The organism is Streptomyces sp. NPDC031132, assembly GCF_055570595.1.
The window spans coordinates 13,938-28,113 of record NZ_JBVIGX010000057.1 but is presented as its reverse complement, the minus strand read 5'-3'; the positions used below and the strand labels follow the sequence as shown (position 1 = coordinate 28,113).

The following is a 14,176-nucleotide window of genomic DNA, read 5'->3' as shown; positions in this document are numbered from 1 at the left end:
CCCCCCCCCCCCCCCCCCCCCCCCCCCCCCCCCCCCCCCCCCCCCCCCCCCCCCCCCCCCCCCCCCCCCCCCCCCCCCCCCCCCCCCCCCCGGCCCGGGCGGTGGATCGCCACCGTCATCGTGCTGGTGCTGGTCTCCCAGGCCGCCCACGGGCTGTTGACCAATCCCTTCTACCAGTGGGACCGCTTCGCGTACTGGTTCTTCCGGCCGGTCATCCTGGAGGGCCTGTCCATCACCCTCCAGGTGGCCGCGTACAGCGCGGTCCTGGGCCTGGCGGGCGGCATCCTGCTCGCCCTCGGCCGGCTGTCCGCGAACCCCGTACTGCGGTCGGTGAGCTGGACGTACATCTGGCTGCTGCGCTCGGTGCCGCTCATCGTGGTCCTGCTCTTCCTGTACAACCTGAGCGCCCTCTACCCCACGCTGAGCATCGGGGTGCCCTTCGGACCGGCCTTCTTCACCTTCGACGAGTCCCGGCTGGCCACCGACATGATGGTGGCGGTCGTGGGACTGAGCCTGAGCGAAGCGGCCTACGCGGCCGAAGTGGTCCGGGCCGGAGTGCTCTCCGTCGACCAGGGTCAGCACGAGGCGGCGGCCGCGCTGGGACTGCCCAAGCGGTACCAGTTCGCCCGGATCGTCTTCCCCCAGGCGCTGCGCTCCATCGTCCCCGCCTACGTCAACCTGCTGATCGGGCTCGTCAAGGCCACCTCGCTGGTCTTCTACGTCTCGCTGCTCGACCTGTTCGGCACGGTGCAGAGCCTCGGCAGCACCTACTCCGGCGACGTGGTGCCGCTGCTGCTGGTGGCCACCTTCTGGTACGTGGCCCTCACCAGCCTCCTCTCGGTCGTCCAGTTCTACGTCGAGCGGTACTACGCCCGCGGCGCCCTGCGCACCGTACCGCCCACCCCCCTGCAGCGGACCCGGGCGGGCCTGCGCGAGCTTCTGGCCCGCTTCCGGAAGGAGACCGCGCGATGACCACCGCCACGCGGCCCGCCGCGATCGAGGTCCACGAGGTGCACAAGTCGTACGGAGGCCGGAAGGTCCTGAACGGGGTGAGCCTGACGCTGCGCCCGGGGACGGTCACCGCGGTCCTGGGCCGCTCCGGCTCCGGCAAGTCCACCCTGCTGCGGGTCATCAACCACCTGGAGAAACCCGAGGCCGGGTACGTCAGCGCGGGCGGCGAGCTGATCGGCGTCCAACGGCAGGGCGGGCAGCTGAGGGAGCTGAGCGAGCGGGCGATCCTCGCCCAGCGCGGCCGGATCGGCTTCGTCTTCCAGAACTTCAACCTCTTCCCGCACCTGACGGTGCTGGACAACGTCGCGGCGGCCCCCGTGGCCACCGGCAGGCTGCCGCGCCCGCAGGCTCGAGCCCTGGCGCGAGAACTCCTGGAGCGCGTCGGGCTCGGCGACCGGACCGGCGCCTTTCCGCGGCAGCTGTCCGGCGGTCAGCAGCAGCGCGTGGCCATCGCCCGCGCCCTCGCGCTGCGTCCCGGAGTGATCCTCTTCGACGAACCCACCTCCGCACTCGACCCCGAACTCGTCGGCGAGGTGCTGTCCGTGATCAAGGACCTGGCCACCGGGGGCACCACGCTGGTCATCGTCACCCACGAGATCGGCTTCGCCCGCGAGGTGGCCGACGAGGTCGTCTTCCTCGACGACGGCCGCATCGTCGAACAGGGCCCACCCGAACAGGTGCTGGACCGGCCCGCCCACGCCCGTACGCGGGAGTTCCTGAGCAAGGTGCTCTGACGCCGACGCCCCCGAACCGCCCCTGCCCTGCCCCCGCCCCCGCCCCCGTCCCATGCTGTCCCCCGCCCTTCCCGAACCGGAAAGGAACACCATGCAACGCCGACGTTCCCTGCGCTCCAGACTCCTCCGCGGCCTCGGCGCCGCGACCGCCACCGTGGCCCTCGCCTCCGGCCTCACCGCGTGCGGCGGCGATGCCGATGCCAAGGACACCGGGGCGGGTGGGAACAAGGTCACCGTCGGCGCCGTGTCCAACGGCGCCGCCCGGGAGTCCGAGCTGACCGTCCCCGCCGTGGAAGCCCTGCGGGCGCAGCTGCCGGCGGCCGTCCGCGACCGCGGTGAGCTGGTCCTCGGCGTGAGCACGCTGCCGTCCGGCTCCCCACCGCTCGGGTACACGGGCACCGACCAGAAGACCCTGACCGGGGTGGAACCGGACCTCGGCCGGCTGGTGGCCGCCGTACTCGGGCTCAAGCCGGTGGTCAGGAACTCCACCTGGGAGAACCTTTTCGTCGGCATCGACAGCGGCAAGGTGGACGTGGCCTTCACGAACGTCACGGTCACGGAGGAGCGCAGGAAGAAGTACGACTTCGCCTCCTACCGGCAGGACAACCTGGCCTTCGAGGCGCTGAAGGACAACCCCTGGAACTTCGGCGGCGACCACCACAACCTGGCGGGCAAGACGGTGGCGGTCAGTTCCGGCACCAACCAGGAGAAGATCCTGCTGGAGTGGCAGAAGAAGCTCCAGGCGGACGGCAAGGACCTCACTGTCAAGTACTTTCCCGACGCCAACAGCACCTACCTGGCCCTGAGCGGCAAGAAGATCGACCTCAGCTTCGGCCCGAACCCGTCCATCGCCTACCACGTCACGCAGACGGCCGGCGGCAACGCTCCCACCCGCAACGCGGGTTCCTTCTCCGGGGCGGGTGAGACGCTCCAGGGCCTGATCGCCGCGACCGCGAAGAAGGACAGTGGGCTGGCCAAGCCGGTGGCCGAGGCGATCAACCATCTGATCAAGAACGGCCAGTACGGGCAGGTCCTCGCCGCCTGGAACCTGTCCGACGAGGCCGTGATCACCTCGGAAGTCAACCCGCCGGGCCTCCCGCTCACCAACTCCTGAAACCCCCGGGCGGCCCGCCCCCGGAGCGGTCCCGCCTCCTCACGCGCCGCCCGCCATCGCCCGGACGTCGCACCGTTCGCGGCCCTCGCGGACCCGGCCGACCCGCAAGCGTGGGCCGACCTGCACGGGCTGGTCGGCGACGGCGGGATCGCCTCGCTCGCCGGCCGGCTGACCCCGCCCGACGGCCGGGAGACCGTCGGCTCGATCCCCGGCGTCCAGCTGGTCGACACCTCCCTGCGCGCCGAACCCGCTCCCGAGGCGGTCCGGCTGGGACCCCGCGACGTACCCGAGATCCTCGGCCTGATCGAGCTCACGAAGCCCGGACCCTTCCTGCCCCGCACCGTCGAGCTGGGCACGTACCTCGGCATCCGCCACCGGGGCCGGCTGGTCGCGATGGCCGGGGAGCGGCTGCGCCCGCCCGGCTGGACCGAGATCAGCGCGGTGTGCACCCACCCCGGGCACAGGGGCAGGGGGCTGGCGACGCGCCTGGTCCGCGCCGTCGCAGCCGGCATCCGGGAGCGCGGTGACGTCCCGTTCCTCCACGCGGCCGCGAGCAACACGACCGCGATCCGGCTGTACGAGTCGATCGGCTTCACCCTGCGCCGCCGCCCGTCCTTCATGGCGGTCCGCGCGCCCGGCAACACCATTGCCAACTCGTCTTAATATTCCGGTCATTGTATGGCATCGCTATCGGGCGTAGCGTTCCCAGGAGATATCGGTGACGGGCCCTTTCCTCTTTCCGCTCCTCCCTCTCCTACGCCCTCACATTCGCTACGCGCATCGGCCTCCTTTTCGCACGGCCGATCAGGAAGGCGTAATTCGACGTGTCCTCATCCCTGCCCGCATCCGCATCGGAATCCGCCTTCGGATTCCCGGCAGCCTCCCCCGTACCGCTGCACCTCGCCGTCGCGCTCGACGGCGCGGGCTGGCACCCCGCCGCATGGCGGGAGCCGGGCGCCCGGCCCGGCGAGCTCTACACGGCCCGCTACTGGGCCGATGCCGTCGCCGAGGCCGAAGCCGGACTGCTCGACTTCGTCACCTTCGAGGACTCCCTCGCCCTCCAGTCCACCTCGGCGGACGGGCCCGACGGGCGCACGGACCAGGTGCGCGGGCGGCTGGACGCGGTGCTCACCGCCGCCCGCGTCGCACCGCTGACCCGGAACATCGGGCTGGTCCCTACCGTGACCGCCACCCACACCGAGCCCTTCCACATCTCCAAGGCGATCGCCACCCTGGACTACGTGAGTCGCGGACGTGCGGGACTGCGCGTGCAGGTCTCGCAACTGGCCCATGAAGCGCGGCACTTCGGACGCCGGGCGGCCCCGCTCCCCGATGCGGAGGCGTATGTGGAGGCGGCCGACCACATCGAGGTGATCCGGCGGCTATGGGACAGCTGGGACGACGACGCGGAGATCCGCGACGTGGCCACCGGCCGGTTCGTCGACCGTGACAAGCTGCACTACATCGACTTCGAAGGCCGCCACTTCAAGGTCAGAGGACCGTCGATCACCCCCCGCCCGCCGCAGGGTCAGCCGGTCGTGAGTGCTTCCGGCGCCCCCGGTGCCCCCGGCGGCAGCGCGGCGCACGGCCTCATCGCCCGGTCCGCGGACGTCGGTTACCTCGCGGTGGGCGACGCCGACGAGGCACGCAGCGCCGTCACGGAGATCCGGCAGGCCCGGGAGTCCACCGGACCCGCGGCGCAGCCGCTGCACCTCTTCGCGGACCTCACCGTGTTCCTGGACGAGGACGCCCCGGCGGCCGAAGCCCGCAAGGAACGCCTCGACGCGCTCGCGGGAGCCCCGTACGGCAGTGACGCGGCGATCTTCACCGGGACTTCCGCGCAGCTGGCGGACCTGCTCCAGGACTGGCGTACGGCCGGCCTGTCGGGCTTCCGGCTGCGGCCGGGCGTCCTCGCCCACGACCTGCCCGCGATCACCCGGGGGCTGGTTCCGGAACTCCAGCGGCGCGGGGTGTTCCGCCGCGCCTACGAGGCGGACACCCTGCGCGGACTGCTGGGCCTGGAGCGCCCCGCCGGCCGCTATGCCGCCCACCCCGCCGCCTGATCCCGGATCCGGAAGGACCACCATGAGCAGCAAGCCGCTGAAGCAGATCCATCTCGCGGCCCACTTCCCGGGCGTCAACAACACCACCGTGTGGAGCGACCCGGCGGCCGGCAGCCACATCGACTTCGACTCGTTCGTCCACTTCGCGCGGACCGCCGAACGGGCCAAGTTCGACTTCCTCTTCCTCGCCGAGGGGCTGCGGCTGCGTGAACAGGGCGGAAAGATCTACGACCTGGACGTCGTCGGGCGTCCCGACACCTTCACGGTGCTCGCCGCCCTGGCAGCCGTCACCGAACGCCTCGGCCTGACCGGAACGATCAACTCCACCTTCAACGAGCCCTACGAGGTGGCGCGCCAATTCGCCTCGCTGGACCACCTCTCCGCAGGCCGGGCCGCATGGAACGTCGTCACCTCCTGGGACGCCTTCACCGGCGAGAACTTCCGGCGCGGCGGCTTCCTGCCGCGTGAGGAGCGCTACTCCCGCGCGAAGGAGTTCCTGGCCACCGCGACCGAGCTGTTCGACTCCTGGGACGGCACCGAGGTCGTCGCCGACCCCGTCTCCGGCACCTTCCTGCGGGACGCCGAGGCCGGTTCCTTCTCCCACTGGGGACACCATTTCGACATCGAGGGCCACTTCAACGTGCCGCGCAGCCCCCAGGGCCGGCCGGTGGTCTTCCAGGCGGGCGACTCCGACGAGGGCCGCGAGTTCGCCGCCTCCAGTGCCGACGCGATCTTCGGCCGGTACGGGACGCTCGACGAGGGGCGGAAGTTCTACGCCGACGTCAAGGACCGCCTTGCCAAGTACGGTCGCTCACCGGACCAGTTGAAGATCCTGCCCGCGGCCACCTTCGTCCTCGGCGACACCGACGCCGAGGCGCACGAGGCCGCGCACGAGGTCCGCCGCCTCCAGGTCAGCGGGCAGACCGCGATCAAGTACCTGGAGCACGTCTGGAACCGCGACCTGTCCGCCTACGACCCGGACGGCCCGCTGCCCGACATCGACCCCGCGATCGGCGAGAACACCATCGCCCTCGGCCGGGCGAGCGTCCGCCAGTTCCGCGACCCGCTCGAGACCGCCCGGCAGTGGCGCGAGCTCGCCGAGGCCAAGAACCTGTCGATCCGAGAGCTCGTCATCGCCACCACCGCCGGCCAGACCTTCGTCGGCTCCGCCGCCACCATCGCGGAGTCGATCAACGACCTGGTGCAGGAGGACGCGGCCGACGGCTTCATCCTCGTCCCGCACATCACCCCGGGCGGCCTGGACGTCTTCGCCGACACCGTCGTCCCGCTGCTCCAGGAGCGCGGCGTCTTCCGCACCGAATACGAGGGCACCACCCTGCGCGACCACCTCGGCCTCGCCGTACCCGGCGCCGACCCGGCGGCCCGGCAAGCCACGGGATCATGAAGTTCCTGCCCATCACCCTGATCACGGACTCCGCGGATCCGGTGACGGGCGCCCCCACACCCACCCGTGAACGGTTTCGCGAGGTGGTCGCCGCCGCGCTGCTCGCCGAGGAGCTCGGCTTCGACGGCTTCGGGGTGGGCGAGCGCCACGGCAGGTGACGGAGGAGGTCCACCGCTACCACGAGGCCTTCCGCCACACGGCCTTGCACCTCCAGGCGGAGCCGGGCGGGCTCACCCCCGAGGAGCACCGTGCCTCACTCGAACTCTTCCAGTCGCGGATCGCCCCGGTGCTGCGCCGCGAGATCCCCGACCCTTCCTTCCCTGACCTGTAAGGAGCCGCCATGTCCGGCATCCCCCTCGGGGTCCTCGACCTCGTCCCGATCCCGTCCGGTTCCACCGCCGCCGAGGCCCTGCGCCACAGCATCGACCTCGCCCGGCAGACGGAGGCCTTCGGCTACGCCCGCTACTGGTTCGCCGAACACCACCTCAATCCGGGGGTGGCCGGGACCTCGCCGGCGGTCGTCCTGGCCCTGACCGCTTCCGCCACCTCGACCATCCGGCTCGGCTCCGGCGCCGTCCAGCTCGGGCACCGCACCGCGCTGTCCACGGTGGAGGAGTTCGGCCTGATCGATGCACTGCACCCCGGACGTCTGGACCTCGGCCTCGGCCGCTCGGCCGGCCGGCCGCCGTCGCGGTCCGGGGAGCCGGCGCCGCCCGCCACCCCGGTCGTGGACGGGTACACCCCGAACGGGCTGCGCATCCCGCCCCGGTTCTCCTTCGAGCACCTGCTGGGCCATCCGCGCGTCGCGCTCCAGCAGAGGCTGCTGAACCTGCCCGGCGCCCAGCCGCAGGACTACGCCGAGCAGGTCGACGACGTCCTCGCCCTGCTGCGGGGCGACTACCGCTCCCCGGAGGGGGTGGAGGCGCACGCCGTCCCGGGAGAGGGGGCCGACGTACAGGTGTGGATCCTGGGCAGCAGCGGCGGCGTCAGCGCGGAGACCGCGGGCCGCAACGGGCTGCGGTTCACAGCGAATTACCACGTCAGCCCGGCTTCGGTGCTGGAGGCGGCCGAAGGTTACCGGGCTGCCTTCAAACCGTCCGCCGAACTGGACCGGCCTTACGTGACGGTGTCCGCCGACGTCGTCGTCGCCGAGGACGACGAGACGGCCCGCGAGCTGGCCCTCGGATACGCGCCCTGGGTGCGCAGCATCCGCACCGCCGAGGGCGCCATCCCCTACCCCACCCCGGCCGAGGCGCGCGCCCTGCCGTGGTCGGACGCGGACCGCGCCCTGGTGGCCGACCGGCTGGACACCCGGTTCGTCGGCTCGCCGCCCACCGTCGCCGATCACCTGGAGCGGCTCCAGGAGGCCACCGGCGCCGACGAGTTGCTGATCACCACCATCACGCACGACCACGCGGACCGGGTCCGCTCGTACCACCTGCTGGCCGAGGAGTGGCGGCGTCGCTGAGGGCGCCGGCCCGGCCGTCACACGCATTTAACGCCGTGTGCATGGTCATCGGGCAGGTGTCCTCCGCATGATCGAATTCCGCCAGCGTGATCCAAGGAGCCCCCGATGACGACCCGCCGCCACTTCCTCGCCGGATCCGCGGCCGCCCTCGGGCTCGCCTCGAGCGCCGCCGCCCCGGACGCCCGGGCGGCCCAGGAGGCCCAGGAGGCCGCGGCCGCCGCGGCCGCCGGTACGGCGACTCCGAACCTCGTCGTGATCCTCGCCGACGACCTCGGCTACGGGGACCTCGGCGCGTACGGCCAGAAGCTGATCACCACGCCGCGGATCGACCGGCTCGCCGCCGAGGGCCTGAGGTTCACCGACGCCTACTCGACGGCCGCGGTCTGCGCCCCGTCCCGCTGTTCGCTGATGACCGGCCTGCACACCGGCCACTCCGCCGTCCGGGCCAACCCGGGCGCCGCTCCCGGCGCGCTGAACGCCGGTGACACCACCTTCGCCGAAGTGCTGCGCGCCCGCGGCTACCGCACCGCGGTGATCGGGAAATGGGGCTTCGGCCCGGAGGAGGGAGACCAGCCCAGCCACCCCAACTCCCGTGGTTTCGAGGAGTTCTACGGATACATCGACCACGGGCACGCGCACGAGTACTACCCGCAGTACCTGTGGCACAACGGCGTCAAGGAGACGATCGCCGCCAACGCGGGCGGCGCGAAGGGCGCCTACGCCCCCGAGCTCATCGAACAGCGCGCGCTGGACTTCATCGGCGATCACGCCGCCGAGCCCTTCCTGCTCTTCCTCACGCCGACCGTGCCGCACGCACCGAGCGACATCCCCGACGTCGGCGCGTACGCCTCCCGCACCTGGACCCAGCAGAACAAAGGCCACGCCGCCCAGATCACCTACTTCGACACGCTCGTCGGCAAGGTCACCGACCGGCTGCGCGCGCTCGGCATCGCCGAGAACACCGTGGTCCTCGTCACCAGCGACAACGGCCCGCACGAGGAGGGCGGGGTCAACCCGGATCTGTTCGACGCGAACGGCCCGCTGCGCGGCTACAAGCGCAACCTCTACGAGGGCGGCGTCCGCGTCCCGCTGATCGCCTGGTCCCCGGGCCGGATCGGCGCGGGCACCAGCGACCGGCCCACCCCCCTCACCGACGTGCTGCCCACCCTGGCGGAACTCGGCGGCGCGCCCGCCCCCACGGACATCGACGGACTCTCGGCCGCCCCGCTGCTCGCCGGCAGCCCGGACGCCGCACGCCACAACCACCTGTACTGGTACCGCGACGAGCTCGGCGTCACCAGCCGCGCCAACGCCCAGGACGGCGGTCGCGCCACCTGGCTTGCCGAGGCCGTCCGCAAGGACCACTGGAAGGCCGTGCGGTTCGCGCCCGTCAGGGAACACGTACTGCCCGACGCACAGTGGCAGGTCGAGCTCTACGACCTCGCCTCCGACCTCGGCGAGCAGCGCAACGTCGCCGACGCGAACCCGTCCGTGGTGACCGGCCTGGTCGCCCTCATGCGCTCCTCATGGGCGGACACGTACGTCCGCAAGCCCTTCGGGGTCCGCGCACAGGTACAGGGCCCCGCCGTGCCCGGAGAGGCCTTCACCGTCACCGCGACCCTGGGCAACGGCTCGGGCAAACCCTGGACCCGCGCACTCCTGGCGCTGCGCGCCCAGGCGGGCTGGCAGGTCCGGGCGACCACCACAACCGGCCAGGACCTCCTCTCCGCCGGCGCCACGCTGACCACGACCTGGCGGGTCACCCCGCCCACGACGGTCACCGCCGGCACGCAGTGGCCGCTGACCGTCGACGGCACCGCCGAGTCACCGACCGGCCCGCTGCGCTACTCCACCACGGAACGGGTCTCCACGGTGCCGCCGGCGCCGGTCGCCGACGCCTACCTGAGCGATCTCGAGTGGGTGTCGGCCGCCAACGGCTGGGGTCCGGTCGAACGCGACCGGTCCAACGGGCGCAAGGCGGCCGGGGACGGCACGCCGATCTCGTTCGGCGGGGTGACGTACGCGAAGGGCCTGGGCGTCCACGCGCCCTCCGAGATCGTCTACCACCTCGGCGGACGGGCGGACCGCTTCACCGCGCTCGTCGGCATCGACGACTTCTCGACCAGCCAGTCCGCCGCCGGTGCGACGAGGGCCTCGGTGAGGGGGGACGGCAAGGTGCTGTTCACGAGCGGCAAGCTGACCGGCGCGGGCGGTCCGGTGCAGGTGGACCTGGACGTACGCGGAGTGAAGCTGCTGCACCTCGTCGTGGAGGACGCCAACGCCAACACGGCGTTCGACCACACCTCCTGGGCCCTCGCCAGGGTGACCGTGCCGTGACGCGTGCGGATGCACGTGGTCACCAATGGGCACGGGCAGTTCGGGATCCGGGGTGACCGGGCTCGGAGGGTGAAGGAGCCCGCGGTGGGTAGGCGCACAGCCGGAGGCCCTGGAACAGACGCACCACGACCTCCGCTCCCCCCGGCCGTACCGGCACGTACAGGGGGTCCGGCCGGGATCCGCTCTTCAGGCTCGGGATCGTCGTCGTACTGGAACAGACACATGGGGCCCTCCCTGGGGAACGTGGAGCCTCACCTGCCGGGAGCCAGTCCGGGGCGCGGATTCGAACCTGGGTGGCCGCCCGCCGCGCGAGCCGCGCTTGAGGCGGTTGCGGACCCGGTCCGCCGGGACCGGAATCGTGGCCTTGATCCCGCGTCTGTGCAGGTAGGAGCGGTTCCCACGGCAGTCGTACGCCTTGTCGGCCCGCACCCGGCCCGGCCGCTTGCGCGGCCTGCCCGGTCCGATCCTGGGCACCCCGATCGCCTCCAGGACCGGCTCGAACTGCGGGGAGTCACCCCGCCGGCCGGCCGTGATCACGACCGACAAGGGCTTCTGCCCCTGCTCGACGGCGAGGTGGATCTTGGTGGTCAGACCGCCCCGGGACCGTCCGAGTCCGTGGTCGGCCGGCTCGACAAGGACGCCGCCGGGCGGCTCCCTCTGGAGATCCCCCTTTTCCCCGCTGCGAACGCCGCCTTCGCGCCGGCCCGGAAGGGGCTCGAGGAGGAGGACTGACGGTGGACGGTCGGGCGGCGGCAGAGGTCAGTGCACCGGGATGATGTCGGGGGCGCCGAGGCGGACCGCGTCGGCGGTCCGGTCGTCCGGCTGCTGTTGGGCCTCGCGTTCGGCCGCCACCCGCTTCGTGTAGTTGTCGACCTCGCGCTCCCGGTGCGCCCGGTCCCAGCCCAGGTGAGGTGCCATCAGGTCGGCGACGGTCGGTGCCGCGTCCACTCCGCGGTCCCAGGACTCGATGGAGATCCGGGTGCGTCGGGCGAGTACGTCCTCCAAGTGACGGGCTCCCTCGTGGGTGACCGCGTAGACGGCCTCGACCCGCAGGTAGTCGTCGGAGCTGGGCAGCGGCTCGCGGAGCGTGGGGTCGGCCGCGACCAGGTCGAGCAGTTCGTGGACCAGGGATCCGTAGCGGTTCAGCAGGTGCTCGATGCGGGCGACGTGGAGGCCGGATGCGTCGGCGAGGCGGTGGCGGGAGTTCCACAGGGCCGGGTAGCCGTCGGCGCCGAGCAGTGGGACGCGTCCGGTGGCGCATTCGGGCACGTTCTCGTCCAGGCCTCGGGCGGCCTCGTCGACCGCGTCCTTGGCCATGACCCGGTACGTCGTGTACTTGCCGCCGGCGACGACGACCAGTCCGGGTACGGGATGGGCGACCAGGTGCTCCCGGGAGAGCTTGCTGGTCTCCGCCGCCTCGCCGGACAGAAGCGGGCGCAGACCGGCGTAGACGCCCTCGACGTCCTCAGGGGCCAGGGGTGTGGCCAGGACCGTGTTGACGTGCTCCAGGAGGTAGGCGACGTCCTTGGAACTGAGGGCGGGGTGGGCCTTGTCGAGGGTCCAGTCGGTGTCGGTGGTGCCGATGATCCAGTGCCGTCCCCATGGGATCACGAAGAGCACGCTCTTCTCGGTGCGGAGGATCAGCCCGGTACGGGAGTTGATCCGGTCGCGGGGGACGAGCAGGTGTACGCCTTTGGACGCGCGGACGTGGAACTGGCCCCGCGTGCCGGCCATGGCTTGGGTGTCGTCGGTCCATACCCCGGTCGCGTTGATGACCTGCTTGGCCCGTACTGCCCTCTCGTCGCCGGTCTCCAGGTCGGTGACGACGGCTCCCACCACGCGCTCGCCCTGCCGCAGGAAGCGGCTGACGTGGGTGCGGTTGGCGGCGAGGGCTCCGTAGGCGACGGCCGTACGGGCGAGGAACATGGTGTGCCGGGCGTCGTCGATCTGGGCATCCCAGTACTGGACGGCGCCGACGAGGGCGTCGGGGCGCAGCGCGGGTGCCTCGCGCAGGGCTGCCCGCTTGAGGAGGTGGCGGTGGTGGGGGAGGCCGCCGAGGGTGCCGGAGGCCGCGGCCATGGTGTCGTACATCAGCACGCCCGCGCCGACGTACGCGCGCTCCCACACGCGGTGCCGCAGGGGGTAGAGGAACGGGACCGGGCGCACCAGGTGCGGGGCGAGGGTCTGGAGCAGGAGGCCGCGTTCCTTGAGGGCTTCGGCGACGAGGTGGAAGTCCAGCATCTCCAGGTAGCGCAGGCCGCCATGGATGAGCTTGCTGGAGCGGCTGGACGTGCCCGAGGCCCAGTCGCGGCCTTCTACGAGGCCGACCCGCAGGCCACGGGTGACGGCGTCCAGCGCGGATCCTGCGCCGACGACTCCGCCTCCGACGACGAGAACGTCGAGTTCGCCCTCCGCCATGCCCGCGAGGGCCCGGTCGCGCGCTTCGGGTGAGAGGGCCGCTGCGACAGCCATGGTCGCCTCCTCGTACGGACCCCGGAAGTGTTCGACTCGTACGGGACCTATTCGACCTTGGCCCAGTCGAGCGTGCGCTCCACCGCCTTCTTCCAGCCTTCGTATCCCTCGGCGCGCTGTTCCTCGGACCACTGGGGATTCCAGCGCTTGGACTCCTGCCAGTGGGTGCGCAGTTCGTCCGTGTCCCGCCAGAAGCCCGTGGCCAGGCCGGCGGCGTAGGCGGCGCCCAGTGCGGTCGTCTCGGCGACGACCGGTCGGCTGACCGGTACGCCGAGGACATCGGCCTGGATCTGCATGCACAGGTCGTTGGCGGTCACACCGCCGTCGACCTTCAGTACGTCGAGGTGGACGCCCGAGTCCTGTTCCATGGCCTCCACCACGTCGCGGCTCTGGTAGCAGATGGCTTCCAGAGCGGCTCGGGCCAGGTGGCCGCTGTCGTGGTAGCGGGCGAGGCCGACGATGGCGCCGCGGGCGTCGGAGCGCCAGTACGGTGCGAACAGGCCGGAAAAGGCGGGTACGAAGTAGATGCCGCCGCTGTCCTCGACGGTGCGGGCCAGGCGTTCGCTCTCCGCGGCGTCGCTGATGATCTTCAACTGGTCGCGCAGCCATTGGATCGCGGAGCCGGTGACGGCGATGGAGCCTTCGAGCGCGTACACGGCGGGTTCGTCGCCGAACTGGTAGGCAACCGTCGTGAGCAGACCGTGCTGGGAGCGGACCAGCTCGGTCCCGGTGTTGAGGACGAGGAAGTTGCCGGTCCCGTAGGTGTTCTTGGCTTCGCCGGGCGCGTAGCAGACCTGCCCGACGGTGGCCGCCTGCTGGTCGCCCAGGACGCCGGTGACGGGGATGGCGGCGCGCAGCGGCCGGGAGGTGCGGGTCTGTCCGTAGGCCTCGGGGTGCGAGGACGGGTTGATGCTCGGCAGCATCGCTCGGGGGATGTTGAAGAAGCCCAGGAGCTCGTCGTCCCAGGCCAGGGTCTCCAGGTCCATCAGCATGGTGCGGCTGGCGTTTGTGACGTCGGTGGCGTGGATGCCGCCGTCGGGTCCGCCGGTGAGGTTCCACAGCACCCAGCAGTCGGTGTTGCCGAACAGGGCGTGGCCCTGCTCGGCGGCCTCGCGGACGCCGTCGACGTTCTCCAGGATCCACTGGATCTTGCCGCCGGAGAAGTAGGTGGCCGGCGGCAGGCCGGCCTTGCGCCGGATGACGTCTCCCTGGCCCGAGCGCTGCAGTGCCGCCGCGATGGAGTCGGTACGGGTGTCCTGCCAGACGATGGCGTTGTAGTAGGGGCGGCCGGTACGGGGGTCCCAGACGACGGTCGTCTCCCGCTGGTTGGTGATGCCGATGGCCGCCAGGTCCTCGGCGGCCAGGTTCCCGTGCCGCAGGGCGTTCTGGATCACCGAGTTGGTGCGTTCCCAGATCTCGATCGGATCGTGCTCGACCCACCCCGACCGGGGCAGGATCTGGGAATGCTCCAGCTGGTGCCTTGCCACCTCGTTCCCGGCATGGTCGAAGATCATGAAACGGGTACTGGTGGTCCCCTGGTCCACTGCGCCGACGAATTCAGCCATGGGTTTC

10 protein-coding genes and 3 pseudogenes are annotated in these 14,176 nt (G+C 71.7%); 10 read left to right on the top strand and 3 right to left on the bottom strand.

Annotation, left to right across the window (positions count from 1 at the left end; all coding sequences use genetic code 11):
* The 10 genes and pseudogenes from ACZ49B_RS37300 to ACZ49B_RS37255 form a co-directional block, all read left to right on the top strand.
* Nucleotides 1-972: amino acid ABC transporter permease (locus ACZ49B_RS37300; RefSeq protein ID WP_468315221.1), on the top strand; the 972-nt coding region annotated here is incomplete at its 5' end.
* Entirely contained in the window at nt 969-1,745 is a 777-nt protein-coding gene (locus ACZ49B_RS37295; protein WP_468315219.1) for an amino acid ABC transporter ATP-binding protein, read from the top strand. The genes ACZ49B_RS37300 and ACZ49B_RS37295, both read left to right, overlap by 4 nt.
* A gap of 91 nt (nt 1,746-1,836) precedes the next feature.
* Entirely contained in the window at nt 1,837-2,859 is a 1,023-nt protein-coding gene (locus tag ACZ49B_RS37290; RefSeq protein ID WP_468315217.1) for an ABC transporter substrate-binding protein, read from the top strand.
* A 42-nt stretch (nt 2,860-2,901) separates the two neighbouring features.
* Nucleotides 2,902-3,522: pseudogene (locus ACZ49B_RS37285) on the top strand (GNAT family N-acetyltransferase); the annotation flags it as partial.
* A gap of 173 nt (nt 3,523-3,695) precedes the next feature.
* Nucleotides 3,696-4,922, top strand: a complete 1,227-nt coding sequence (locus tag ACZ49B_RS37280) for an LLM class flavin-dependent oxidoreductase (RefSeq protein ID WP_468315227.1) — start codon at nt 3,696-3,698, stop codon at nt 4,920-4,922.
* A gap of 22 nt (nt 4,923-4,944) precedes the next feature.
* Nucleotides 4,945-6,327 carry an NtaA/DmoA family FMN-dependent monooxygenase gene (locus ACZ49B_RS37275; RefSeq protein WP_468315214.1) on the top strand — a complete coding sequence of 461 codons (1,383 nt, stop codon included), beginning with the start codon at nt 4,945-4,947 and terminating at the stop codon, nt 6,325-6,327.
* Nucleotides 6,324-6,482, top strand: a pseudogene (locus ACZ49B_RS37270) (LLM class flavin-dependent oxidoreductase); the annotation flags it as partial. The gene ACZ49B_RS37275 and the pseudogene ACZ49B_RS37270, both read left to right, overlap by 4 nt.
* Nucleotides 6,482-6,658, top strand: a complete 177-nt coding sequence (locus ACZ49B_RS37265; protein WP_468315211.1) for a hypothetical protein — start codon at nt 6,482-6,484, stop codon at nt 6,656-6,658. The pseudogene ACZ49B_RS37270 and the gene ACZ49B_RS37265, both read left to right, overlap by 1 nt.
* A 9-nt stretch (nt 6,659-6,667) precedes the next feature.
* A complete protein-coding gene (locus ACZ49B_RS37260; protein ID WP_468315209.1) occupies nt 6,668-7,795 on the top strand; it encodes an LLM class flavin-dependent oxidoreductase in 1,128 nt (375 codons plus the stop codon).
* Between the two features lie 105 nt (nt 7,796-7,900).
* Nucleotides 7,901-10,132, top strand: coding sequence for a sulfatase-like hydrolase/transferase (locus tag ACZ49B_RS37255; protein ID WP_468315208.1), 2,232 nt, complete (start codon nt 7,901-7,903; stop codon nt 10,130-10,132).
* 294 nt (nt 10,133-10,426) lie between these two features.
* On the opposite strand, the pseudogene ACZ49B_RS37250 reads toward ACZ49B_RS37255, so the two are convergent.
* The 3 genes and pseudogenes from ACZ49B_RS37250 to glpK all read right to left on the bottom strand — a co-directional run.
* Nucleotides 10,427-10,744: pseudogene (locus tag ACZ49B_RS37250) on the bottom strand (transposase); the annotation flags it as partial.
* Nucleotides 10,745-10,891: 147 nt separating this feature from the next.
* A complete protein-coding gene (locus ACZ49B_RS37245) occupies nt 10,892-12,604 on the bottom strand; it encodes a glycerol-3-phosphate dehydrogenase/oxidase (protein ID WP_468315206.1) in 1,713 nt (570 codons plus the stop codon).
* Between the two features lie 47 nt (nt 12,605-12,651).
* On the bottom strand, nt 12,652-14,169 hold the full coding sequence (glpK, locus tag ACZ49B_RS37240; RefSeq protein WP_468315204.1) for a glycerol kinase GlpK: 1,518 nt from the start codon (nt 14,167-14,169) through the stop codon (nt 12,652-12,654).
* Nucleotides 14,170-14,176: the final 7 nt, after the last annotated feature.

Bases quoted from the DNA above. Each gene is read 5' to 3' on its own strand.
- ACZ49B_RS37295 (WP_468315219.1), top strand. From the start codon at position 969: ATGACCACCGCCACGCGGCCCGCCGCGATCGAGGTCCACGAGGTGCAC.
- ACZ49B_RS37245 (WP_468315206.1), bottom strand. From the start codon at position 12,604: ATGGCTGTCGCAGCGGCCCTCTCACCCGAAGCGCGCGACCGGGCCCTC.
- ACZ49B_RS37275 (WP_468315214.1), top strand. From the start codon at position 4,945: ATGAGCAGCAAGCCGCTGAAGCAGATCCATCTCGCGGCCCACTTCCCG.
- ACZ49B_RS37260 (WP_468315209.1), top strand. From the start codon at position 6,668: ATGTCCGGCATCCCCCTCGGGGTCCTCGACCTCGTCCCGATCCCGTCC.
- ACZ49B_RS37290 (WP_468315217.1), top strand. From the start codon at position 1,837: ATGCAACGCCGACGTTCCCTGCGCTCCAGACTCCTCCGCGGCCTCGGC.
- ACZ49B_RS37255 (WP_468315208.1), top strand. From the start codon at position 7,901: ATGACGACCCGCCGCCACTTCCTCGCCGGATCCGCGGCCGCCCTCGGG.
- glpK (WP_468315204.1), bottom strand. From the start codon at position 14,169: ATGGCTGAATTCGTCGGCGCAGTGGACCAGGGGACCACCAGTACCCGT.